The sequence below is a fragment of the Oceanococcus atlanticus genome (assembly GCF_002088235.1).
Taxonomy (GTDB): domain Bacteria; phylum Pseudomonadota; class Gammaproteobacteria; order Nevskiales; family Oceanococcaceae; genus Oceanococcus; species Oceanococcus atlanticus.
In genome coordinates this window covers 627,448-648,683 of the sequence record NZ_AQQV01000002.1, presented here as the reverse complement: position 1 = coordinate 648,683, position 21,236 = coordinate 627,448, and the positions used below count along the sequence as shown (strand labels likewise).

General features: G+C 60.3%; 20 protein-coding genes. 6 read left to right on the top strand and 14 right to left on the bottom strand.

Translation table 11 applies throughout. The annotated features are described in order from the left end of the window. Nucleotides 1-284: 284 nt before the first annotated feature. Nucleotides 285-3,326 (top strand): TonB-dependent receptor domain-containing protein, encoded by a 3,042-nt coding sequence (locus ATO7_RS10100; protein ID WP_083561607.1) that lies wholly within the window; start codon nt 285-287, stop codon nt 3,324-3,326. Between the two features lie 58 nt (nt 3,327-3,384). Here ATO7_RS10100 and fabR read toward each other — a convergent pair whose 3' ends face one another. From fabR to ATO7_RS10030, 14 genes are all read right to left on the bottom strand, one after another. Beyond that, nucleotides 3,385-4,017, bottom strand: a complete 633-nt coding sequence (gene fabR, locus ATO7_RS10095; RefSeq protein WP_083561606.1) for an HTH-type transcriptional repressor FabR — start codon at nt 4,015-4,017, stop codon at nt 3,385-3,387. Between the two features lie 66 nt (nt 4,018-4,083). Continuing rightward, nucleotides 4,084-5,004, bottom strand: coding sequence for an alpha/beta fold hydrolase (locus tag ATO7_RS10090; protein WP_083561605.1), 921 nt, complete (start codon nt 5,002-5,004; stop codon nt 4,084-4,086). Beyond that, nucleotides 5,004-5,729: an MlaA family lipoprotein gene (locus tag ATO7_RS10085; protein ID WP_206044878.1), complete on the bottom strand. Its 726-nt coding sequence runs from the start codon at nt 5,727-5,729 to the stop codon at nt 5,004-5,006. The genes ATO7_RS10090 and ATO7_RS10085 overlap by 1 nt, the downstream gene beginning before the upstream one ends. Nucleotides 5,730-5,780: 51 nt before the next feature. After that, nucleotides 5,781-6,413: an MlaC/ttg2D family ABC transporter substrate-binding protein gene (locus ATO7_RS10080; protein ID WP_083561604.1), complete on the bottom strand. Its 633-nt coding sequence runs from the start codon at nt 6,411-6,413 to the stop codon at nt 5,781-5,783. A 4-nt stretch (nt 6,414-6,417) separates the two neighbouring features. Next, nucleotides 6,418-7,089 (bottom strand): lipoyl(octanoyl) transferase LipB, encoded by a 672-nt coding sequence (lipB, locus tag ATO7_RS10075; RefSeq protein WP_083561603.1) that lies wholly within the window; start codon nt 7,087-7,089, stop codon nt 6,418-6,420. A 5-nt stretch (nt 7,090-7,094) separates the two neighbouring features. After that, on the bottom strand, nt 7,095-7,364 hold the full coding sequence (locus ATO7_RS10070; protein WP_083561602.1) for a DUF493 domain-containing protein: 270 nt from the start codon (nt 7,362-7,364) through the stop codon (nt 7,095-7,097). Continuing rightward, complete coding sequence (locus ATO7_RS10065; protein ID WP_083561601.1) at nt 7,361-8,524, bottom strand: D-alanyl-D-alanine carboxypeptidase family protein; 1,164 nt, start codon at nt 8,522-8,524, stop codon at nt 7,361-7,363. Before ATO7_RS10065 ends, ATO7_RS10070 begins: the two co-directional genes overlap by 4 nt. After that, complete coding sequence (locus tag ATO7_RS10060; protein ID WP_206044877.1) at nt 8,521-9,366, bottom strand: septal ring lytic transglycosylase RlpA family protein; 846 nt, start codon at nt 9,364-9,366, stop codon at nt 8,521-8,523. Before ATO7_RS10060 ends, ATO7_RS10065 begins: the two co-directional genes overlap by 4 nt. A 5-nt stretch (nt 9,367-9,371) precedes the next feature. Then, nucleotides 9,372-10,358: a lytic murein transglycosylase B gene (gene mltB, locus ATO7_RS10055; protein WP_146680274.1), complete on the bottom strand. Its 987-nt coding sequence runs from the start codon at nt 10,356-10,358 to the stop codon at nt 9,372-9,374. Beyond that, nucleotides 10,355-11,464 (bottom strand): rod shape-determining protein RodA, encoded by a 1,110-nt coding sequence (rodA, locus tag ATO7_RS10050; protein ID WP_083561599.1) that lies wholly within the window; start codon nt 11,462-11,464, stop codon nt 10,355-10,357. Before rodA ends, mltB begins: the two co-directional genes overlap by 4 nt. After that, nucleotides 11,461-13,338, bottom strand: a complete 1,878-nt coding sequence (mrdA, locus tag ATO7_RS10045) for a penicillin-binding protein 2 (protein ID WP_083561598.1) — start codon at nt 13,336-13,338, stop codon at nt 11,461-11,463. The genes rodA and mrdA overlap by 4 nt, the downstream gene beginning before the upstream one ends. 61 nt (nt 13,339-13,399) lie before the next feature. Then, a complete protein-coding gene (mreD, locus tag ATO7_RS10040; protein WP_083561597.1) occupies nt 13,400-13,882 on the bottom strand; it encodes a rod shape-determining protein MreD in 483 nt (160 codons plus the stop codon). A gap of 9 nt (nt 13,883-13,891) precedes the next feature. After that, complete coding sequence (mreC, locus tag ATO7_RS10035; RefSeq protein WP_158523149.1) at nt 13,892-14,806, bottom strand: rod shape-determining protein MreC; 915 nt, start codon at nt 14,804-14,806, stop codon at nt 13,892-13,894. Between the two features lie 245 nt (nt 14,807-15,051). Further along, nucleotides 15,052-16,089 (bottom strand): rod shape-determining protein, encoded by a 1,038-nt coding sequence (locus ATO7_RS10030; RefSeq protein WP_083561595.1) that lies wholly within the window; start codon nt 16,087-16,089, stop codon nt 15,052-15,054. 141 nt (nt 16,090-16,230) lie between these two features. Here ATO7_RS10030 and gatC point away from each other — a divergent pair, with 141 nt between their 5' ends. Genes gatC through ATO7_RS10005 form a run of 5 tightly spaced genes read left to right on the top strand, consistent with a single transcriptional unit; the run spans nt 16,231 to nt 21,213 of the window. Further along, a complete protein-coding gene (gatC, locus tag ATO7_RS10025) occupies nt 16,231-16,518 on the top strand; it encodes an Asp-tRNA(Asn)/Glu-tRNA(Gln) amidotransferase subunit GatC (RefSeq protein ID WP_083561594.1) in 288 nt (95 codons plus the stop codon). 18 nt (nt 16,519-16,536) lie between these two features. Continuing rightward, nucleotides 16,537-17,991 carry an Asp-tRNA(Asn)/Glu-tRNA(Gln) amidotransferase subunit GatA gene (gene gatA, locus ATO7_RS10020; RefSeq protein WP_083561593.1) on the top strand — a complete coding sequence of 485 codons (1,455 nt, stop codon included), beginning with the start codon at nt 16,537-16,539 and terminating at the stop codon, nt 17,989-17,991. Continuing rightward, entirely contained in the window at nt 17,988-19,433 is a 1,446-nt protein-coding gene (gatB, locus tag ATO7_RS10015) for an Asp-tRNA(Asn)/Glu-tRNA(Gln) amidotransferase subunit GatB (RefSeq protein ID WP_083561592.1), read from the top strand. Before gatA ends, gatB begins: the two co-directional genes overlap by 4 nt. Next, nucleotides 19,430-20,266 carry an Hsp33 family molecular chaperone HslO gene (hslO, locus tag ATO7_RS10010; RefSeq protein WP_083561591.1) on the top strand — a complete coding sequence of 279 codons (837 nt, stop codon included), beginning with the start codon at nt 19,430-19,432 and terminating at the stop codon, nt 20,264-20,266. The genes gatB and hslO overlap by 4 nt, the downstream gene beginning before the upstream one ends. After that, entirely contained in the window at nt 20,266-21,213 is a 948-nt protein-coding gene (locus ATO7_RS10005) for a DegV family protein (RefSeq protein WP_083561590.1), read from the top strand. Before hslO ends, ATO7_RS10005 begins: the two co-directional genes overlap by 1 nt. Nucleotides 21,214-21,236: the final 23 nt, after the last annotated feature.

Below are 21,236 nucleotides of genomic sequence, written 5' to 3'. Positions count from 1 at the left end.
ACACTGCAATATGACGGCGTCGTTGGCATGGAAGCCTCCTCATCCGTGTTTTGTGACGGCGATTCTATTCAACCACATTCCGGTGAAATTTCCGTGTTTTCGCGGTTTGGCACGAAATTAGCATCGCAGTGGAACCGTCTGAGACCGGTATTCGTGTAGGGCTTGGGTTGCCGTGAATTCGTTCTATGCAGTTGTGCATTTCAATTTGAGCGGAGATGCGGTAGCTTTGCTCCCAAGTCAGACAACAACTGACGTATCCATCTAGAGTTTTGGGGAACTTCGGAATGATCAAGATTAGGTCGGCGACGATTGGCTCGCCGCTATCCGCTATTTGGGGGGTTGCAGCGCTGACGCTGTCTGCGCCCGTTTTCGCACAGGACGTCGAGCAGATTGATCTGGAGTCCTCTGATGCCGCCATCGAAGCGATGGAGGCAGAGTCGGAGTCGTCGGTTGATCTGGGCGCCATTCAGGTCACCGGTTCGCGTATCAAGCAGGCCAACCTGACCAGTACCAGTCCGGTGACCATCGTCAACGAAACGGAAATCAAGTACCAGGGTACGATCCGTGTCGAAGACCTGATCAACAGCCTGCCGCAGGCTTTCGCTGATCAGGGCGGTAACCTGTCCAACGGCGCGACCGGGACGGCAACCGTCAACCTGCGTAACCTCGGTTCCGAGCGGACGCTGGTCCTGATTGATGGCAAGCGCATGCACTCCGGTGATCCGCGTGAGCCGGTGCCCGACCTGAACACCATCCCGGCGGCACTGATCGAACGCGTTGAAATCGTCACAGGCGGTGCATCCGCGGTCTACGGTTCTGACGCTGTGGCCGGTGTGGTCAACTTCATCATGAAGAAAGGCTTCAGCGGCGTACAGCTGGATTACCAGCACGGTTTCTACTTCCATGAGAACGACAATCAAAGTGCGCGTGATCGTCTGCGGGCCCGCGGCTTTGAGGAGCCGGATGCCACCGTTGCAGATGGTCAGAGCAACACGCTGAGCCTGATTGTGGGTTCGGATTCCGCCGATGGTCTGGGCAACTCGACCTTCTACGCGGTCTACCGTGAGCTCAATGCTGTGCGTCAGTCCGAGCGTGACTACTCGGCATGTTCCGTGGGTGGTAACCCGCAGGCGTGTCTGGGGTCGTTCACCAACGCGCCGGCCAACTTTATCTCCTACGACGCAGATTTCGGCAACGAAACCCTGTACAGCCTTGAGCCAGGCGGCAATAGCTTGATTGATCCGAATGGCAACAGCCTGTTCAATTTTGCACCGTTCAATTACTACCAGCGCAACAACGAAAATCTGTCGCTGGGTGCCATGTTCTCGCGCGAGATCAACGAAACGATGCTGGCCTATGCCAACTTCAGTTTCACCGAAGATCGTACCAATGGCGTGATTGCACCGAGTGGTATTTTTGCGACCGTAGACACCGTGCGTTGCGACAATCCTCTGCTGTCCGCTGATCAGGTTCAGAAATTCTGTACTGATCAGGGTTATGGCCCCACGGATACCGCGAACGTGTTCATTCTGCGTCGTAACGTTGAAGGTGGTCCGCGTGATGACGATCTGACCCACACCAGCATGCGCAGCGTGTTTGGCCTGGAAGGAGAATTTGAGTACAAGGGCCTGTGGTCCTATGACATCTTTGGTCAGATTGCCAGCGCCAAGGTCAACCAGATCTATCGCAACGACATGTCGATCACGCGTCAGAATCGTGCGGTTGATGCGGTTCAGGACGACGAAGGCAACATCGTATGCCGCAGCGTGGTTGATGGCAGCGATCCGGATTGCGTGGTCTACAACATCTTCGACGACAGCGTTGAGGTTGATCCGGCTGCCCTGGACTACATCCTGACTCCGGGACTGCTTGCCGGGCGTACCGAGCAGACCGTTCTGGGTGCCACGGTTTCCGGTGCCTTTGATGACCTGATTCTGCCGACGGCCTCGACCCCGGTGGGCTTTGCTTTCGGTGTTGAGCGACGTAGCGAAAAGCTCAACTTCGATCCCGATCAGTCTTTCGTGACCGGTGATTTGGCGGGTCAGGGCGGCGCCACGATTGGTACCGGAGGTGCTTTCGATCTGTTTGAAATCTTCGGTGAGACGCGTATTCCGCTGCTGCAGGATCGTCCCGGCATGTACGACGTGAATCTGGAGCTGGGCTATCGTTTCTCCGATTACAGCTCGACCGACTCGACGCACACCTACAAAGCACTGCTGAACTGGGCGTTCGATGAGCAGCTCAACGTACGTGGTGGTTACAACCGTGCGGTGCGCGCACCGAATATCATCGAACTTTCCCAGCCGATTTCAGTGAATCTGGCGGGTAATACTGACCCGTGTGCCGGTGACCCCAATGCGGCAGAAGAGTCGGCTCGCCCGACCGCCACCGCCGAGCAGTGCCAGAATGATGCGTTCTTCGCAGCCAATCCGGACGCCTACGGCAACGTGTCGCAGAATCCGGCGGGCCAGTACAACGGCCTGTATGGCACCACCCCTGGGCTGGAGCCGGAAGAAGCAGACACCTACACGCTGGGTCTGGTTTACACCCCGGAGTTCATCGAGAACTTCAGCGTAACCCTGGACTACTACAACATCGAAGTCAGTGGTCTGATTGACAGCTATGGTGCCGACACCGTGCTGCGTGAGTGCTACGACAACGGCAATCTGTGCGACCTGATCAGCCGCGACCCCAGCACCGGCAGCTTGTGGTTGGGCCAGAATGGCTTCGTCAACGTGCAGACGCTGAACACCGGTTCGATCAAGATCAAGGGTATCGACCTGGGTATGAACTACCGTATGAGCTTGAACGACTACGGTATGTTGAACCTGGAACTCGCCGGCGCCTATAACCTGTCTGAAGTGGTTGAGCGTGTGCCGGGCAGCAGCACCTTTGACTGCGATGGTCGTTACGGTCTGGAATGCGGTGTGCCGAAACCAGATTGGCGCCATAAATTCCGCGCCCGCTGGTTGACGCCGTACAACGGTATCGAAGCCTCGCTGGCCTGGCGCTACATTGGCGGCGTGCGTGCTGACGATGCCAGCCTGTCCGATCGTACCCCTGATCCTGAGACGGGCGAAATTCCCCCGGCTTCGGTCAACGATTCGCTCGCGTCATACAGCTACTTTGATCTGGGTGTTACCGTGCCGTTTGATCGCTTCAGCTTCCGTGCGGGTATCAACAACCTGCTCGACAAGGACCCGCCTGTGATCAGCGGTGGTTCGGGTGATCCGCTGCCGGGCGTTGTGGGCAATGGCAATACCTTCCCGCAGATTTACGATGCACTGGGTCGCTACGTGTTCATCGGTGTCAGTGCTGACTTCTAAGTCCGACGACTGAATTGAAAACGCCCCGCTAGTCGGGGCGTTTTTGTGTCTGGAAACTTCAGAGGCCTGCGTGTTGCCGTGGCAGAATCAAGGAGCCGGCTATGATCATGCGTATGATGATGATCATTTGTTGCGCGGTTTGTTCGCGTTGGTCGGAATTCTGATCCATGGCAGTGCCACCAAGCGCAAAAATCATCCGCGTGATCGCTTTGGAAACCAGGTCCGGTCGTGACAACGGACGTCCTGCAGCGCTCGACAGGCGCACCAGATCTTCCTGCAGTTCGGTCTCAAAGTACTGCAACTGGCGTTCGATCGCCTGCTTGAAGGCTGTAGAGCCAGCGCTACCTTCGCGCAGGAGCAGGTGCAGGTACTTCTCGTCGGCCTCAAGCTGTTCCATGAAGGTCTCGACCGAACTGACCACAGCGCTGCGATCATTGCTGACGCGGTTGCGGGCCTCGCGAATGATTGTTCGCAGGGCGCCGCCGGCTTGCTCGATCAGGGCGACGGCAAGCTCGTCAATGTCGCGAAAATGGCGGTAGAAGCTGTTGGGGGCGATGTCCGCAGCACGTGCAACTTCACGCAGCCCCAGGGTCGATACACTGCGATTGGGCCCCAACAACCTCAACGCGGCATCAAGCAAATCCTGACGGTTGATATGCTGTTTGCCGCGATGATGGGATGACGCCGGCACGGCCTACTTCCTGACTCTAAAGCGCAGAATGTACACCAAGCGCATGTTGGGCGGGTGCCGGTGGCGCTATTGGCTGCTCTGGAAACTCAGCCAATCTTGGGCCGAACGCTGCGGTTCCTCGATCATGGGGAGATGACCGATGCCTGGCCGCACAATGATCTTCGCGTTTGGCATCAAGCTCTTGAGGATTTCCGCTCCGCTGTAGTGCAAAGCACGGTCCTGATCACCCCAGACCACGAGCGCGGGTATCGGACTGTCTTTGATCAGCGCATTGACGCTTTGGGCATCACGATTGAGCGTTTCAAATATGCGCTTGTGCAGGTCATGATCGGCTGCTGCGCGCAGACCAAGCTGGTGCTTGACACTGTAAGGCAGAAACGGTGGTTTGCTCATGGTGAACTGCATGATGCTGGGGAAATCCTCAGCCTGTTTCACGATCAGAGCATTCTCACCGGTCTGCGCATAACGCTGACGAAGTTCGCTGATCTCGCTGCCTTCCACGCCTGCGGGCGCCAGCACCCACAGACTCATGACTTGGTCGGGGTACAACCCGGCATACGTCAGGCTGATGTTGCCGCCCATGGAGCTGCCTCCAAGGTGGAAACGCTCAAGTCCAAGTGCTGAGGCAATCTGGTGCACCCTGCGGGTCTGGCTGACGATGTCGAACTCGGCGTTGGGTATGCGGCTGCTCTGGCCGAAGCCCGGCAAATCAATGGCAATCACCCGGTAGTGGGGGGTGAGATGACCTGCGACGCGTGTCCAGTTGTCCTTGTCGGCGCCAAAGCCATGAATCAGCAGCAAGGGTTCGCCTTGACCACCTTCGTTGTAGGCGATCTGCATGCCATCGACGTCGATGCTTTTGCTTTCCAGGCCATTACGCCAGCGTTCCAACGCGACGCCGTAGTGGGCCGCTTGGGCCGGGAACAACATGTCGAAAGCAACAATGCCGGCAATCAACAGGATCAGCAGGATGAGCAGTTTTTTCATCAGAAATCGTCGTAGGCTTCGAAGTCAGGTTCGTCATCCATCGGCGGGTTGCCGTCATGAATGGCTGACCAGCGGCGTTGCAGATAGGCATTGCGCATGAACGCGTAAGGGTCCAGCTGCTGCATTAACAACGCGTCGGCATTCAGGAATTGTGCGCGTGTCTGAATGGCGTCGAGCACCGTCAGGCCCCAGATGGTGGCCGTTTCGTCCGAGTAATAGGTCGGATTGAGCGGGGCGCCAAAGACCATGCCAACCACGTCACGGTTGGTGCTTGGGCCAAGAAACGGCAGCATCAAATACCAGCCTTCGCCAACGCCCCAGCGACCAAAGGTTTGGCCGAAATCCTCATCATGGGCCGGCAGACCCCAATAACCCGCGACATCAACAAAACCACCCAGGCCAAGCGTGGTGTTGAGCAGGAAACGTCCCAGATCCGCTGTGCCATCGGCCAGCTTGCCCTGCAGGTATTGGTTGGCAATGGTGACCGGGTAGCCCAGATTGCGGAAGAAATTCTTGATGCCGGTGCGTGCAAAGCCCGGCACGGCCCAGCGGTAACCTTTTGCGACTGGCCGCAAGACATACTTGTCGGCGGTCATGTTGAAGGCAAAAATGCCGCGATTAACGCTTTCCAGCGGATCGGATGGATCATGCGCCGGGCGGTGTGCGCAGCCGGCAAGCACCACGACCAGCGCCAGGATGACGCCCTGAATTGCTCGCTTGTTCACCTGATTCCCCAAGAACAGGTAGCCGGAAGGCCGGCTGGTAAATGATGCGGGTTAGCCCGCGGCTTGCTTTTCCAGCTTGTCGATCAGGCTTTCCAAACCACCACGCTTGATTTCTGAGGCGTAGGTGCCCCGATAGTTGGTGACCAGGCTGATGTTGTCGACCACCACGTCATAGACCAGCCACTGGCCGTCTTTCTGGCGCATGCGGTAGTGCATGGTCACCGGATCGGCGCCGGGGGACTGGATCGTTGAAGCAACGCTGGCGCGGTCTGGTTTGGAGCCAGGTTCGGCTTCGGCAAAGCTGACCTGTTCGTTGCTGTACTGGAGCAGGGCATTGCCATAGGTCTTGACCAGCAGCGTCTTGAATCCATCCATGAAGCGCTTCTGCTGGGCGCTGTCGGCTTTGTCCCAGGCCGGGCCAAGAACCAGGCGCGACATCAGCGGAAAATCAAAGTAGGGCAGCACCACCTCGTCAACCATGGCATAGAGGCGTTGCGGATCCTTGTCCAGAGCGTCCCGATCTTTCTTGATGCGGCCCAGAAGCTCCTCGGCGACCGAGCTGATCACGGCGTTGGGGCTTGCGTTCTGGGTGCTGGTTTTTGCGTCGCTGGCTGCGCCTTGAGCGTGCACTGCAGTGGCGCTTGCAAAGGCCAGTACAGCAGCGGCAAGTAGTTGAATCTTCATAGCTTCAGGGACCAGCGGTGGACGTTAAGGTTCCCTCGATTCTAGCAGTCCGAGGGTTCGATAGGGACAAGTCAAATTGTTCAACGATCCGTGCGGCAAGTCGTTGACCAATTACAAAGACGTCATCCTGGGCGTTGAAGTCAGCCAGCTGGCTCATGTTCAGTCCGGCGTAACCACAGGGGTTGATGCGGGCGAACGGTTCCAGATCCATGTCGACATTGAGTGAGAGGCCGTGATAGCAGCAGCCGTGACGTATGCGCAGGCCCAAGGAGGCAATTTTGTCCGCGCCCACATAGACCCCTGGTGCGCCCTGGCGGCGCTCGGCCACGATACCCAGTGCGGCCAGTTCATCAATCAGAACCTGCTCCAGGCCATTAACCAGGGCTTTAGGGCCGATCTTGAGACGTTTCAGATCGAGTAGCGGGTAAACCACGATTTGGCCGGGGCCGTGATAGGTAACTTGGCCCCCGCGGTCGGTTTGGACCACCGGTATATCGCCAGGATTCAGCAGGTGCTCGGGCTTTCCGGCCAGCCCCTGGGTGTAGACCGGTGGGTGTTCAACAATCCAGATCTGATCGTCGCCCTGGCGGCCGCGTGCGTCGTTGTAAGCCCGCATTGCGGCGAACGTTTCCGCGTAATCGGCTCGTCCAAGACACTGAATGCTGACGCCTGTCATGGGTCCTACAAACTGGTGACGATACCCGGCACCGGTGCAAGATCGGCGTAGACCGTCTCGATCTGAGCGGCAGACTGGGCGGTGATGGTGACCGTCAACGAGACAAAGCGGCCGTTACGGCTGGCGCGTTGATGAACATCTGTCACTTCGGCGCCATCGCCCAACGATTTGAGTATGGCCTGGCGCACCGTTTCCACGGCATCGGGCTGGCAGATCAGTTTGAAAGGGTAGGTGCAGGGGTAGTCCAGTTCCTGCAGGGCGGCATGCAGACTCATCGTTTCACAAACAGCAAGACTTCATCGCGCAAGCGTTGCCACAGCGAGCCCAACGGCATGGCTTGCAAGGCCACCAGCGGAACACTGGCAAGCTTTTCGTCATCGAGCGAAATGTTCAGTGCGCCGAGTTGTTGGCCAGCAGTTACCGGCGCGATCAGGCGCTGATCCAGCTGCGGCTTGAGGCTGATGTCATCGGCGCGGCCGCGAGGGACCGTGACGAATGTGGTCTGAGACGGACCAAGCTGGACGTTCTCAGCACTGGATTTCCAGATTTTGGCATTGGCGACAGCTTCGTTCTGGGTCGCCACCTGCACGCTTTCGAAAAAGCGGAAACCGTAGTTCAGCAAGGATTCGCTGGCTTGCTCGCGGGCACGCATGCTGGGCGTGCCCAGCACCACCGAAATCAGGCGCATGCCGTCACGCTCGGCAGATGAAGCTAGGCAGTATCCGGCCGCTTTGGTGTAGCCGGTTTTCACGCCATCCACCGAATTGTCGCGCCACAACAGACGATTGCGATTGGACTGGGTGATGCCTGCGTAGGTGAACTCACGCTCGGAATACAGCCGGTAGTATTCCGGGAATTCCTCGATCAGCGCAGCAACCAGTGTAGCGATATCGCGCGCGCTGGATTTGTGTGCGGGGCCGGTCAGACCGGTGGCGTTCTCGTAGTGCGTCTGGTGCATGCCAAGGCGTTCGGCATGCTGATTCATCCACGTCGCGAAGGTGTTTTCGCCGCCGGCCAAGTGCTCAGCCAGCGCGATGCTGGCGTCGTTGCCGGACTGGATGATCATGCCGCGGATCAGATCTTCGACCCGAACCTGGTCATTCACTTCGATGAACATGCGTGAGCCTTCGGCTTGCCACGCTTTCTTGCTCACCGTGACCAGATCATCCAGCCCAACGTTGCCGGCACGCAGCTCGCTGAAAACGATATAGGCCGTCATCAGCTTGGTGATGGACGCCGGATCCACCTGCTCGTCCGCGTTTTTGTCCGCAATGACCTGGCCGCTGTTGAAATCGACCAGGATGTAGCTGCTGGCATCAATTTGCGGCGCTTCCGGCGTCGGCATGCGCGGTCTTTGTTGAGCCTCGGCAGCGGGCAGCGCAAAGGTCAGCGTCAGCGCCGTGAAAAGGGCAAACAGGGGGAGCCGATATGTCATGGGTAACTAATCACCGGGCTGTGGCCTAACGCACGCAGCGCCTGGGCCTGAGTTTGTGCATCTTGGTCGCTGGCAAAGGGGCCCTGCAGCACTTGGCAAACAGCGCCTTGCTCGCGAATGGAAATGGCCAGAAGGTTCTGCCGAATCAGCGCGTCTTTGGTTTCAACGCAGGCGTTCATGTTACGAAATGCTGCGATCTGGAGGAAGGGCAAGCGCTCCGGCAGCGGGCCTCCCGGGGCGGTGCGCAGGTTATTGATCAGGGCGTCGAGTTCGTCCTCTGCGGGGGGCGGGCCCTGTTGTTCGGCGGGCACGGCCGGGGCCGGCGGAACCTCGGTGAGGGCGACCACTTCGACTTTGGCTGAACCTTTTTGGTAAACCCCAAGGCGCACGGCGGCGGTGTAAGACAAATCAATGATGCGCCCCGGGTGGAAGGGGCCGCGATCATTGACGCGCACGATCAGACTGCGACCGTTTTCCAGGTTGCGCACCTGGACGTAGGTTGGCAGCGGCAGTGTCTTGTGAGCGGCGGTGATGGCGAACATGTCGTAGGGTTCGCCGCTGGATGTGCGCCGGCCATGGAATTTGGTGCCATACCATGAGGCCAGTCCGCGCTCGCGATAGCCTTTTGCGCTTTCCAGGACACGATAGCGCTTGCCGAAAACCTCATAGTTGGCCGGGTTGCCATAACGGCTGCGCGGCTCGATCTTGGGCACGGGTTCGGGCACGGCCCAAGGGTCGATCGGGACATGGCCAGGTGCGCTATCGCGCCCTGGCGTGCTCGTTGGCGTGCTGGAACAGGCCGTCAGCAGCGCTGCGGTCACCCCGATCCAGACGCCGCGCATGCGCATCAGTCCGCCAGATCCGCGGCGGCAATCGCCTGGCTGACCTGAAAGACAGCCATCGCATAATAGGTCCGCGGGTTGTACGACAAGATGCTGTAGAAATTCGGCAGGGCCAACCAGTATTCAGGCTCGGCGCCGGTTTGCAGGGCCAGCAGGCCTACGGCCTGCGTCGCTTCAAGCGTGACCGGAAGTTCCTCCACATGGGCGCTTAAGGCCGCCCAGGTGTGTGTCGGGGTTTTCTGGTTGACGGCCACGCCCTCAGGCGGTGAGCTGATTTTGACTGGAAAGGCTACCGCCTCGCCGGCACGCCAGCCCGTATTGGTGCCGCGAAAGTTCTTCAGGTAGTTGGCGACGCTGCCAATCGCATCTGAAGGCGACCACAAGTTGACCCGGCCATCGCCGTCATAGTCCAGGCCGAGGCGGCGATAATTGCTGGGCATGAACTGCGACAGCCCCATGGCGCCGGCATAAGAGCCTTTTTGGGCCAGCGGGTCGAAGCCCATTTCCCGGCACAGCAAGAAATATTCTTTGAGTTCGCTAAAGAAGAATGGCGTTCGGGTGGGGTGGTCAAACCCCTGGGTAGCCAGGGAGTCGATGACCGGATGAGGGCCTGTGTAACCACCATACAGCGTCTCCACGCCGATGATCGCGGCAATCACGTGCTTGGGTACGCCGTACTCTGCGCTGGCGCGCGCTAGAGACGGATAGTGCTTGCGCAGAAAGCGCACTCCATTGGCCACGCGTGAGCCATCCATGAAGATGCTGCGGTACTCCGGCCAAGTGCGTGTGCGTTCCGGTGCTTTGCGCTCGGATTCGATCAGTTTGGGGTTGCGCTGGGCCTTGCGCAGAACGTCCAGCACCTCGGCTCGGGTGTACTCGCCGGTGGCGGCAAGTTCATCGGCCAGCTGGGCTGCTTTGGGGTGGCTGGAGTAATCCGCCAACACGCACGGGGCGAGCACAAGCGAAAGCACAGTAAACGTGACGCGCATCATGACGAGAGCAGTTTCCGGTGGGTGTGAATGGACATGATCAGGCCGAAGCTGGCCAGCAAACTGACCATGGACGTGCCCCCGTAACTCACCAGCGGTAGCGGAACACCAACAACCGGGAGCAGGCCGATGACCATACCAATATTGACGAAAAGATAGATGAAAAAGGTCAGGCTGAGACTGCCGACAACCAGCCGCGAAAAGGTGTCTTGGGCGCGCGTTGCGATGTACAGGCCACGCGCAATGATCAGAAGATAAACGGTGAGCAGACCGAGCACACCGATCAGGCCGAACTCTTCGGCAAACACCGCGAAGATGAAGTCGGTGTTGGCTTCAGGCAGAAAGTCCAGACGGGCTTGGGTGCCCATCAGCCAGCCTTTGCCATCCCAGCCACCGGAACCAATTGCGATTTTGGACTGAATGATGTGATAGCCGGCGCCGGTTGGGTCCGATGCGGGGTCGAGCAAGGTCATGACACGGCGACGTTGATAGTCGTGCATGTTATGCCAAAGCAAAGGTGCGGCGGCTCCAGCCAGGGCGATTGCACCCAGAATCAGGCGCCAACGCAGCGCGGCGAAATACAGTGCGAAGCCGCCGGCGCTAACCACCAAGAGCGCGGTGCCCAAATCAGGCTGCTGGGCGATAAGCACAGTTGGCACGGCGATGATGGCGGCGCTGGTTGCTATCGCAAACAGCCGTGGCGGCAGGCGGCGCTCATGCAGAAATGTGGCGACCATCAGCGGAACTGCGAACTTCATCAGTTCGGACGGTTGGAAACGCACAAACCCAAGGTCGAGCCAACGCTGTGCCCCTTTTGAGGTGTCGCCCAGTACCAGCACGGCAATCAGCATGATGGTGCCGGCCAGATAGGCCCAGGGCGTGAGTGTGCGGAACCATTCCGGAGGGCATTGGGCGACCACAATAAGCGCGACCAGGCCCAGTGCAATACGTTTGGCCTGAGCGATGACCATGTTGATGTCCTGGCCAGTTGCACTGTACACAGTGAACAGACCAATGGCGGTCAACAAAGCCAGCAGGGCCAGCAGCGGACCGTCAAGGTGCAGCCTTGTCCAGCCGCTGTAAGCCGCGTTGTTGCTTTCGAGATTCATGGCTGTTCCGGCAACACGTCAGGGCTGTTGTCATGGCCCAGCGCCACGTCGAGGATACGCCGGGCAATGGGCGAGGCAATCGCGCCGCCGCTGCCGCTGTGTTCGGCGATTACGGCCACAGCAACTTGAGGGTTGTCGGCGGGGGCGTAGGCCACGAACAGGGCGTGGTCACGCAGATGGTAGGGCACGTCGGTCAGCTGCGGTGCTTCGTCATCCTCCTGGGCCAGGCCGGCAACCTGTGCCGTACCGGTTTTACCGGCGATGCGGTAAGCCGCGTCGGCTCCAATCCTTCGCGCGGTGCCGGTCGGGCCGTGCACCACCGCCACCATGGCGTCGTGAATTTCGTCCCAGTGCGAAGCATCTTGCAGCTTGATCCGGGGCAGTGGTTCGATCGCCATGGCCTGAAGCTGGCCGTTGCTGTTGTCCTTGATCTGGCGCAGCAGGTGGGGGCGCGCGCCGGCGCCACGCGTGGCCACGCGCGCGGTGGCTTCAGCCAGTTGCAGCGGAGTGGTCAGCATGAAGCCTTGCCCAATGCCAATGTTGAGGGTTTCACCGGGGTACCAGTTCTCCGCGCGCACGCGCCGTTTCCATTCGCGTGAGGGCAGCAGGCCTGTGGTTTCATTGGGGATATCGACCCCGGTGCGCGAACCCAGGCCGAACTGTTCGAGAAAGTCATGAATGCGATCAATTTCCAGACGATGGGCCAAATCGTAGAAGTACACATCGCAGGATTGGGCAATGGCCTCGTGGGTATCGACAGTGCCATGCCCGCGACGTTTCCAGTCGCGGTGGCGTCGCGTACTGTCGGGCAGCTGGTAGTAGCCTGGGCAATGCACCCGTGAACGGCGGTTGAACACGCCGCTTTCCAGACCCGCCAGGGCCATGATCGGCTTGATGGTCGAGCCGGGAGGGTACTGCCCTTGAATGGCGCGGTGGAACAGAGGGCGCGACGTGTCCTGGGTCAGTTCGGCATAGCGCTTGTGGCTGATGCCGTCGATGAAATCGCCCGGTTCATAGCTGGGCACGGAGACCATGGCGAGGATTTCGCCGGTGTTCACATCCAGCGCCACCGCGGCGCCGTTGCGGCCTTCGAACGCAGATTTGGCGGCCTGCTGCAGACGTGCATCCAGCGTCAGGTACAGGGTCTTGCCCGGCGTGGGGTGGGTGTAGTCGAGTTGACGCAGGCGCCGCCCCAGCGCATCGGCCTCGATCAACTGGCTGCCAGGGTCACCGTGCAGCAGTGGTTCGTACTGACGCTCGATACCGGTTTTTCCAATATAAGACGCGCCGCGATAGCGCTCGGGATTGACTCGTTCCAAGTCGCTGGCAGTAATGCCACCAACGTAACCCACGATGTGCGCCGTGACCTCGCCCAAGGGATAGTGACGGGTCAGCCCGGCGCGTACGTTGACGCCCGGAAATTGCCGCCGATTGACCTCGAATCGGGCCAGGTCGTCGCCATCCAGATTCAGTTTCAAGGGGATCTGATCGAATGACGCAGATGCTTGCACGCGGGCGAAAAACCGTTCGCGCTCGCGCTCGGTGATGGAAACGAGCTGCCCCAGCCGGTCGACGGTGTCGGTCAGATCCGGGCTTTGCTCAGGGGTGATTTCGAGGCGGTAGGCGGGCAGATTTTCGGCCAGCACCACGCCATTGCGATCGAAAATCAGGCCGCGAACACCCACCACAGGATGCACCCGCATACGGTTTTCGTCCGAGCGGGTTACAAAGTACTCATGCTGCACCGACTGCAACTGGACCAGGCGATAAACCAGAACCCCGAGCAACAGCAGGACGAATGCACTGGCCACCGCCACGCGGTTGCTGAACGCACGTTTTTCCTGCCACGTATTTTTAAAGGCGGTGCCAGCCATGTGGGTTAGCAATGTTCCCGTGCAGACAAACTCGAGTTGAGCGAGTCAGGACAAACGGCGCTCAAGCCTCATGATGCTGTGGCCGGTCGGCCAGCGCAAAAATGGCGCTCAGCGGCAGCCAGCACAAACTGGTGCTGATCACCGGCAACCAACGCCACAACGGATCAATCGACTGCCCCACAAAGCCATCCAGCCACAGCAGCAATCCCTGATAGCCGGCCCAGGCCGGTATCAACACCAAGGCCTGCTGCCACGCTGGCAACAGGTGCAGGCTGCCGCGCAACTTGATCACGATATAGCTGAGCAAGGTCAACGCAACGGCATGTTGACCCAAGCTGGTCGAATGGACCACATCGAGAATCAAGCCAAGACACCACGCCCACACAATGCCGAAACGTGACGGCATATGAATGCACAGCCATACCAGCACCAGCGGCACGGCGGCTGGGCGTGCAATGGCCAGTCCGTCGGGCAAGGGCAGTGCGGTCAAAATCAAAGCCAAGGACAGTGCCACAAGACTGCCCAGCCAGCCGGCGCGTACCATCAAAGGCGCCTAGTCCGCGGTGGCTACGCGGCCTGGCTTGGCCTCGGGGTCGATCATCTGCGCCGTGCTTGGTGCCGGCACATCATCACGAACCAGCAGCACTTCGCGGCCGTTCGGAATGCGCGCGGCCGGAACCGCGACGATCTCCAGGAAATGTTCGCCCGGGTGATGCTCGATCTTCTCCACAATCGCAACCGGGTAACCCACCGGATAACGGCCGCCGAGGCCGGAGCTGACCAGCATATCGCCGACCTGAATGTCGGAGTTGGCGGGCAGGAACGGTAGATTGAGCTTGGGGCTGCCATTGCCGTGGGCAACGGTGCGCAGGCCGTTACGGTTGACCTGAACGGGTACGCCCTGGCTCTGGTCCGTGATGAGCACGGCTGTGGAGGCGTAGGGGGTGACTTCAATGACCTGGCCGAGGATGCCATGCGCATCAATCAGGGCCTGCCCCTCAATGACGCCATCCTGTTTGCCGCGATTGATACGCAGGCGCTGCTGGTAGGGATCCAGGCTGGTTGACTGAATCTCGCCGATCATCACGGCTTCGTGGATCTGACGGGAGGAGTCGAGCAGGGCCCGGATGCGGTGGTTTTCGGCTTCGAGCGATAGCAGTTTCTGCAGGCGTGCGTTCAGCCGTAGGTGTTCGTGGCGCAAATCGTCGTTGTCGGAGATCAAGCGCTCGCGGCTGTGCAGGTGCTCGCGCATGTTGCTGACCTGGCGCGGTATGTCGCTGATCCAGAATACCGGGGTCAGGGCTACGGCAATCGTGTCGCGTAACGGGGCAAGTTCCTGATCCTGCGCGACCCGATCGTAGTACATCAATGCGGCCGAGCAGCCCAGTAGCACGGCCAGCTTGAGAACGAGCAGCGGCCCGCGCGAAAAAATCGGCCGGGCATCGTCGTCAAACTGGTAAGCGCTCACCGATTCTCCTCCACGGGTCTGCGGCCCCACAAACTACATGACCAAAGCATAGACAAAAATGCTTGCGCAGCAAAGGTTTATACGGCAAACGCAATGCAGCTTCTTAAAATGGTCGCGCGTTACTCCGGGCGAACAGATCCAAGCCCCTGAATTCTTGGAAAAAATCCGTGGGCCGATGTTTGCATTCTAAAGATGTGCGTCATTCGATAGGCCGACTGACGCCAAGGGACAAACAGAGGGTCGCGCTAATCCAGAATGAAACTGGTCGCTTTCTCGTTTTCCATTTCCAGTAGAGCACCACCGCCGCGGGCCACACAGGTCAGCGGATCGTCGGCGATGATCACTGGCAGGCCGGTTTCTTCGGAAATCAGCTTGTCCAGATCGCGCAGCAGGGCACCACCACCCGTCAGCACGATGCCGCGGTCGGCGACATCCGAACCCAGTTCCGGCGGGGTCGACTCCAGGGCCACCTTGCAGGCCGCGACGATCTGCGCCAGCGGTTCCTGCAGGGCGTCGAGAATTTCGTTGGAATTGAGGGTGAAGCTGCGCGGCACGCCGGCCGACATATGGCGCCCCACCACGTCGATTTCCTGCACTTCGTGGCCCGGGAAGGCGGTGCCGATTTCCTGCTTGATGCGCTCGGCCGTGGTTTCGCCGATCAGCATGTTGTACTGCCGGCGCACGTAGCTGACGATGGCTTCGTCGAAACGGTCGCCGCCGATGCGTACGGATTCGGCATAGACGATGCCGTTGAGCGACAGCACCGCAACTTCCGAGGTGCCGCCACCGATGTCCAGGACCATGGAGCCGCGCGCTTCGCCAACCGGAATGCCGGCGCCGATGGCCGCCGCAACCGGTTCATCTATCAGCTGAACCTTGCGCGCACCGGCATTGGCTGCGGATTCACGAATGGCGCGGCGTTCAACCTGGGTTGAGCCGTAGGGTACGCAGATGATGACGCGGGTCAGCGGGCGGAACAGCCGCTGCGAATGCACTTTGCGAATGAAGTGCTGCAGCATCTTCTCCGTCACCGTGAAATCGGCGATCACGCCGTCTTTCATCGGGCGAATGGTGGAGATGTTGTTGGGCGTGCGGCCAAGCATGCGCTTGGCGTCCAGGCCGACCGCCTCGATACGTTTGCCGCCGCGCGAATCAGTCCGTATCGCGACAACCGAGGGCTCGTTGAGGACGATACCTTCGCCGCGCACGTAGATCAGTGTGTTTGCCGTACCCAAGTCGATGGACAGGTCGTTGACAAACAGACCGCGTAACTGATTGATCATAAGGAAAATCTTCCGCGAGGGCGGGAATCGGGGCTGAGCTGGTAAGCGAGGAAATGTAGCAATGCCATGGGTTTTGGGCAAGGACACGTATTATGGTAATTTCCGCGCCCCCGTTGCGATTGGCTTTACCCGAGGATATCCATGAGTCTGGACGCCGACCAGGTGCGCCGCGTGGCCGAGTTGGCCCGTTTGGCTGTCGATGACGCTGAACTGCCGGTTTACGCCCAAGAATTGTCGAGCATTCTGAATATGGTCGACCAGCTGCAATCTGCCAACACCGAGGGCGTCGAGCCGATGGCTCACCCGCTCAATATGGTGCAGCGTCTGCGTGCGGATGCGGTGACCGAAAAACCGGACCGGGAGGCGTTTCAGGCCCTGGCGCCGCAAGCTGAGGGCGGGCATTACCTGGTGCCCCGGGTGATTGAGTAAGCCATCGTGACAAACGCATTGCATACATTAAGTGTCAGCGAGCTCGCTCAGGGGCTGCGCGACAAATCCTATTCGGCAGTTGAGCTGGCCGAGCATTTCCTGGCCCGCATCAAGGCGCATGACGGGCACATCAATGCTCTGATCACCTGCACCGAAAACGAGGCGCTGGATGATGCGCGCCGGGCCGATGCGGCGCTGGCCGACGGCACCGCGGGTGCGCTGACCGGTATTCCACTGGTGCACAAGGACATCTTTCTGACCGAAGGTGTTCGCACCACGTGCGCATCGCGCATGCTCGACAACTTCGTGGCGCCGTTCGATGCCACGGTGGTGGCCAAGCTCAAGCAGGCCGGCGTGGTCAGCCTGGGCAAAGCCAATATGGACGAATTCGCCATGGGCTCGTCCAACGAAACCAGTTACTACGGCGCCAGCCGCAACCCGTGGGACGCCGAGCGTATTGCCGGCGGCTCGTCCGGCGGCTCTGCCGCGGCTGTGGCGGCTGGATTCGCACCGCTGGCGACCGGCACGGACACCGGTGGCTCGGTGCGTCAGCCCGCAGCGCTGACCGGTCTGACCGGGCTGAAGCCGACCTACGGACGCTGCTCGCGCTGGGGCATCGTGGCTTTCGCCTCGAGCCTGGATCAGGCGGGTGGCTTTGCGCGCAGCGCCGAAGACCTGGCCCTGATGCTGGGGGCCATGGCCGGCTTTGATCCCAAGGATTCAACCTCTGCGCAGCAGGATGTGCCGGATTATCTGGCCGAGCTGGCGCAGCCTCTGGCCGGTATCAAGATCGGGCGTCCGCGCGAATTTTTTGCGGCCGGGCTGGATGCGGCCACCGGCGCTGCAGTGGACGCGGCGATTGAGCAGTATCGTCAGCTCGGGGCCGAGATCGTCGACATCAGCCTGCCCAATGTGGGGCTGTCGGTGCCGACCTACTATGTGGTGGCGCCGGCCGAAGCCTCGTCCAATCTGGCCCGCTTTGACGGCGTGCGTTATGGCCACCGTGCGGACAGCCCGGCCAACCTGAAAGACCTGTACAGCCGTTCGCGTGGCGAGGGCTTTGGGCGTGAGGTGCAGCGCCGCATCATGATCGGCGCTTATGTGCTGTCGCATGGCTATTACGACGCCTACTACCTTCAGGCGCAGAAGGTGCGGCAGCTGATCGCCGCCGATTTCGAGCGCGCCTTTGCCAATGTGGATCTGATCATCGGGCCGACCACCCCGACGCCAGCTTACAAGCTGGGTGAGAAGAACAACGATCCGGTGACCATGTATCTGGATGACATTTACACCGTCTCGGCCAATCTGGCTGGTCTGCCCGCCTTGTCAGCACCGTGCGGTATGGTCGAAGGGCTGCCGGTCGGGATGCAGCTGATCGGCCCGCAGTTCGCCGAGGGGCGCCTGCTGGCGGCCACCCATGCCTACCAGCAAGCCACCGATTGGCATCTGCAGCGCGCGGAGGTGGCCCAATGAGTTATCCCGGTTGGGAAGTGGTGATCGGGCTGGAAGTGCATGTTCAGCTCAAGACCCAGAGCAAGATTTTTTCCGGTGCGGCCACCACCTATGGGGCCGAAGCCAATCGCCAGGCCTGTGCGATCGACCTGGGCTTCCCGGGCGTGCTGCCGGTGCTCAATCAGCAAGCGGTGGAGATGGCGGTCAAGTTCGGCCTGGCGGTGGGTGCCCAGATTGCCGAGCGCTGCGTGTTCGCGCGCAAGCATTATTTCTACCCGGATCTGCCCAAGGGCTACCAGATCTCGCAGTACGAGCTGCCGATCGTGGCGCATGGCCATCTCGACATCAGCACGGACGGTGGCGAGACCAGCAAGCGTATCCGTATTCTGCGTGCCCACCTCGAAGAGGACGCGGGCAAGTCGGTGCACGAAGGTTTTGAAGCGGCCTCAGGCATTGACCTGAACCGCGCCGGCACGCCCTTGATCGAGGTGGTCAGCGAGCCGGATCTGCGCTCCGCTGGCGAGGCGGTGGCCTATCTCAAGAAGTTGCATTCGCTGGTGCGCTACCTGGAGATTTGTGACGGCAACATGCAGGAAGGCTCCTTCCGCTGCGATGCCAATGTCTCGGTGCGGCCGGTGGGGCAGGAAGAGCTCGGCACGCGTACCGAAACTAAGAACCTGAACTCCTTCCGTTTCGTCGAGAAGGCCATCGAGTTCGAGATAGAGCGTCAGATCGACGTGCTCGAAAGCGGTGGCAGCGTGGATCAGGAAACCCGTCTGTTCGATCCGGACAAAGGCGAAACCCGGACCATGCGCAGCAAGGAAGAAGCGATGGACTATCGCTACTTCCCCGATCCTGATCTGTTGCCGGTGGTGTGCGATGGCGCGTTTGTCAGCAGCATTCGCGATGCCTTGCCGGAGCTGCCCGAGGCGCGCCGCACGCGCTTCATGGCGAGCTTCGGTCTGCCCGCCTACGATGCCGATGCACTGGTCGCCGAGCGCGATCTGGCAGCCTACTTCGAGGCGTTGGTTGCCGCACTGGGTGAAGACAACGCCAAACTGGCGGCCAATTGGTGTCTGGGCGAACTGACCGCGAGTCTGAATGAGCACAACCTGGATGTCGCGGCCTCGGCGGTGACGCCGGATGCGCTGGCCGGACTGCTCAAGCGGGTGCTCGACAACACCGTCTCCGGCAAGATCGCCAAGGATGTGTTCGCCGCCATGTGGGCTGGCGAAGGTGATGCCGACAGCGTGATCGAAGCGCGCGGGCTCAAGCAGATCACCGACAGCGGTGCGATCGAGACGTTGGTTGATCAGGTGATTGCCGACAGCCCGGCGCAGGTCGAGCAATATCGCAGTGGCAAGGACAAGGTCTTTGGCTACTTTGTCGGGCAGGTCATGAAGCTGTCCAAGGGCAAGGCCAATCCCGGTGAAGTCAATCGTCTGCTCAAGTCCAAGCTGTGAAGGGACGTCTGTGGTCGCTGAGCCTGCCGGATCAGCCGGTGCGTGGCGCGTTTGTCAGCCTGGGTGACGACTGGGCCGAGCTGGTCGCCAGCCGTGCCTACAGTGCCGATCAGGCCGGCTTGCTGGGGCAGGTCATGGTGGCCATGCCGCTGCTGGCCACCCATTTGAAAAACCCGGCGCGCATGAGCCTGCAGATCAGTCAGGCCGGTGAGGTCAAGTTACTGACCGCCCAGGCGGGCACCGACGGCGCCTTGCGTGGGCTGATCAAGAGCGATGCACCCAGTTTTGACCTCGGCGCGCTCAGCGGGCAGCTGGTGGTGACCCTGGAGCCGGAAAACAGCAATGAAAAATACCAGGGCATCGTGGCCCTGGACGGCGATGATCCGGCGGCCTGGTTGCGACGCTATTTCCACCAGTCGGAGCAGGTTGAGACCCGCTTGATTCTGTGCGCTGATGAACATGGTGCGCAGGGCCTGATGCTGCAGGCCGTTCCGGACCAGGGAGAGGCCGAGGATGTTGACTGGCAGGCCGCCATGGATGCCATGGCCGTGGACATGCTGCCGGACGAGCCCGGTGAGTGGCTGTCGGTCATGCTGGGTATGGATTTGCGTGTCAGCGAGCAGCCGCAGACGGTGCGCATACATTGCCCGTGCAATGAATCCAGTGTTTCGCGCATGCTGGTCGGTCTGGGCCAGGATGAAGTTCGTTCCATCGTCGAAGAGCAGGGTAGCGTCAGCGTCGAATGCGGATTCTGCGGTCAGGAATATCGTTTTGATGCCGCCCGCGCCGACGCGTTGTTCACGCCGCCATCCGACGATGCGGCGGTGCATTGATGGCATCACGCGTGGGGCTGGTGGTCGATGCCAGCTGTGATTTGCCCGAGGACTTCGTGCGCCAGCACCGCATCGAGATTTTGCCGGTCAGCATTCGTCTGGGTGATGATCAGCTGATCGATCAGCGCAGCGAGCAGGCCGCGCTGGCGTTCTACCGCAGCCAGATCGGTGACAAGGCCCACGATGCCGAATCGGTGCCGTACACCACTGAGCAGATCAATGCGCTGTTTCTGGAGCGACTGGTCAGCGAGTTTGATTTCGTGTTCTGTCAGACCGTGATGCGCTCCCGCAGTCCGATTTTCGAGAATGCCACCAAAGCGTCGTTCTCCATTCTGTCGCAATATCACGAACCGCGCCGAGCGGCCGGTGTGCAGGGGCCGTTCGCCTTGCGTGTGATCAACACCGGGACGCTGTTTGCCGGGCAGGGTGTGCTGGCGGCCGAAACCGTGCGCATGATTGCCGACGGTATGGACCCGAACGACATTCGCAAGCGCATCGAGACGCTGGTGAACTGCACCCGCGCCTATGCCATTCCCACCGATCTTTACTATCTGCGTGCGCGAGCCCGACTCAAGGGCGATCGCAGCGTGTCTTTGCTGAGCGCGGCGCTGGGCTCGGCGCTGGATATCAAACCGATTCTGTGCGGCTACGGCGACGAGACCAAGCCGGTCGACAAGGTGCGCGGCTTCGAGCCCGCTGCACGCAAGCTTTTTGCGTATGCCGTGCGGAAAATCGAGCAGGGATTGATGGCTCCTTACCTTTCGGTCAGTTTTGCCGGAGAAATGAAGGACTTGCGTGCGCTGCCCGGTTATGATCAACTATCGGCGGCCTGTCAGGAGGCCGGGGTGGAATTGCTGGCATCGGTCATGAGTGTGACCGCCGGCGTCAATATGGGGCCAGGCGCATTGAGCCTGGGGCTGATCGCACAGCCGCACACGTTCCACTGAAGTTCTGACCGATTCTGGAGCCC

What these genes read in the sequence shown, in the direction of transcription:
- rodA (WP_083561599.1), bottom strand. Translation starts at nt 11,464, where the DNA reads ATGAATCTCGAAAGCAACAACGCGGCTTACAGCGGCTGGACAAGGCTG.
- ATO7_RS10065 (WP_083561601.1), bottom strand. Translation starts at nt 8,524, where the DNA reads ATGACATATCGGCTCCCCCTGTTTGCCCTTTTCACGGCGCTGACGCTG.
- gatB (WP_083561592.1), top strand. Translation starts at nt 17,988, where the DNA reads ATGAGTTATCCCGGTTGGGAAGTGGTGATCGGGCTGGAAGTGCATGTT.
- ATO7_RS10100 (WP_083561607.1), top strand. Translation starts at nt 285, where the DNA reads ATGATCAAGATTAGGTCGGCGACGATTGGCTCGCCGCTATCCGCTATT.
- mltB (WP_146680274.1), bottom strand. Translation starts at nt 10,358, where the DNA reads ATGATGCGCGTCACGTTTACTGTGCTTTCGCTTGTGCTCGCCCCGTGC.
- ATO7_RS10060 (WP_206044877.1), bottom strand. Translation starts at nt 9,366, where the DNA reads ATGCGCGGCGTCTGGATCGGGGTGACCGCAGCGCTGCTGACGGCCTGT.
- ATO7_RS10005 (WP_083561590.1), top strand. Translation starts at nt 20,266, where the DNA reads ATGGCATCACGCGTGGGGCTGGTGGTCGATGCCAGCTGTGATTTGCCC.
- gatC (WP_083561594.1), top strand. Translation starts at nt 16,231, where the DNA reads ATGAGTCTGGACGCCGACCAGGTGCGCCGCGTGGCCGAGTTGGCCCGT.
- ATO7_RS10090 (WP_083561605.1), bottom strand. Translation starts at nt 5,004, where the DNA reads ATGAAAAAACTGCTCATCCTGCTGATCCTGTTGATTGCCGGCATTGTT.
- ATO7_RS10030 (WP_083561595.1), bottom strand. Translation starts at nt 16,089, where the DNA reads ATGATCAATCAGTTACGCGGTCTGTTTGTCAACGACCTGTCCATCGAC.
- ATO7_RS10070 (WP_083561602.1), bottom strand. Translation starts at nt 7,364, where the DNA reads ATGAGTCTGCATGCCGCCCTGCAGGAACTGGACTACCCCTGCACCTAC.
- mreD (WP_083561597.1), bottom strand. Translation starts at nt 13,882, where the DNA reads ATGGTACGCGCCGGCTGGCTGGGCAGTCTTGTGGCACTGTCCTTGGCT.
- lipB (WP_083561603.1), bottom strand. Translation starts at nt 7,089, where the DNA reads ATGACAGGCGTCAGCATTCAGTGTCTTGGACGAGCCGATTACGCGGAA.
- mrdA (WP_083561598.1), bottom strand. Translation starts at nt 13,338, where the DNA reads ATGGCTGGCACCGCCTTTAAAAATACGTGGCAGGAAAAACGTGCGTTC.
- ATO7_RS10080 (WP_083561604.1), bottom strand. Translation starts at nt 6,413, where the DNA reads ATGAAGATTCAACTACTTGCCGCTGCTGTACTGGCCTTTGCAAGCGCC.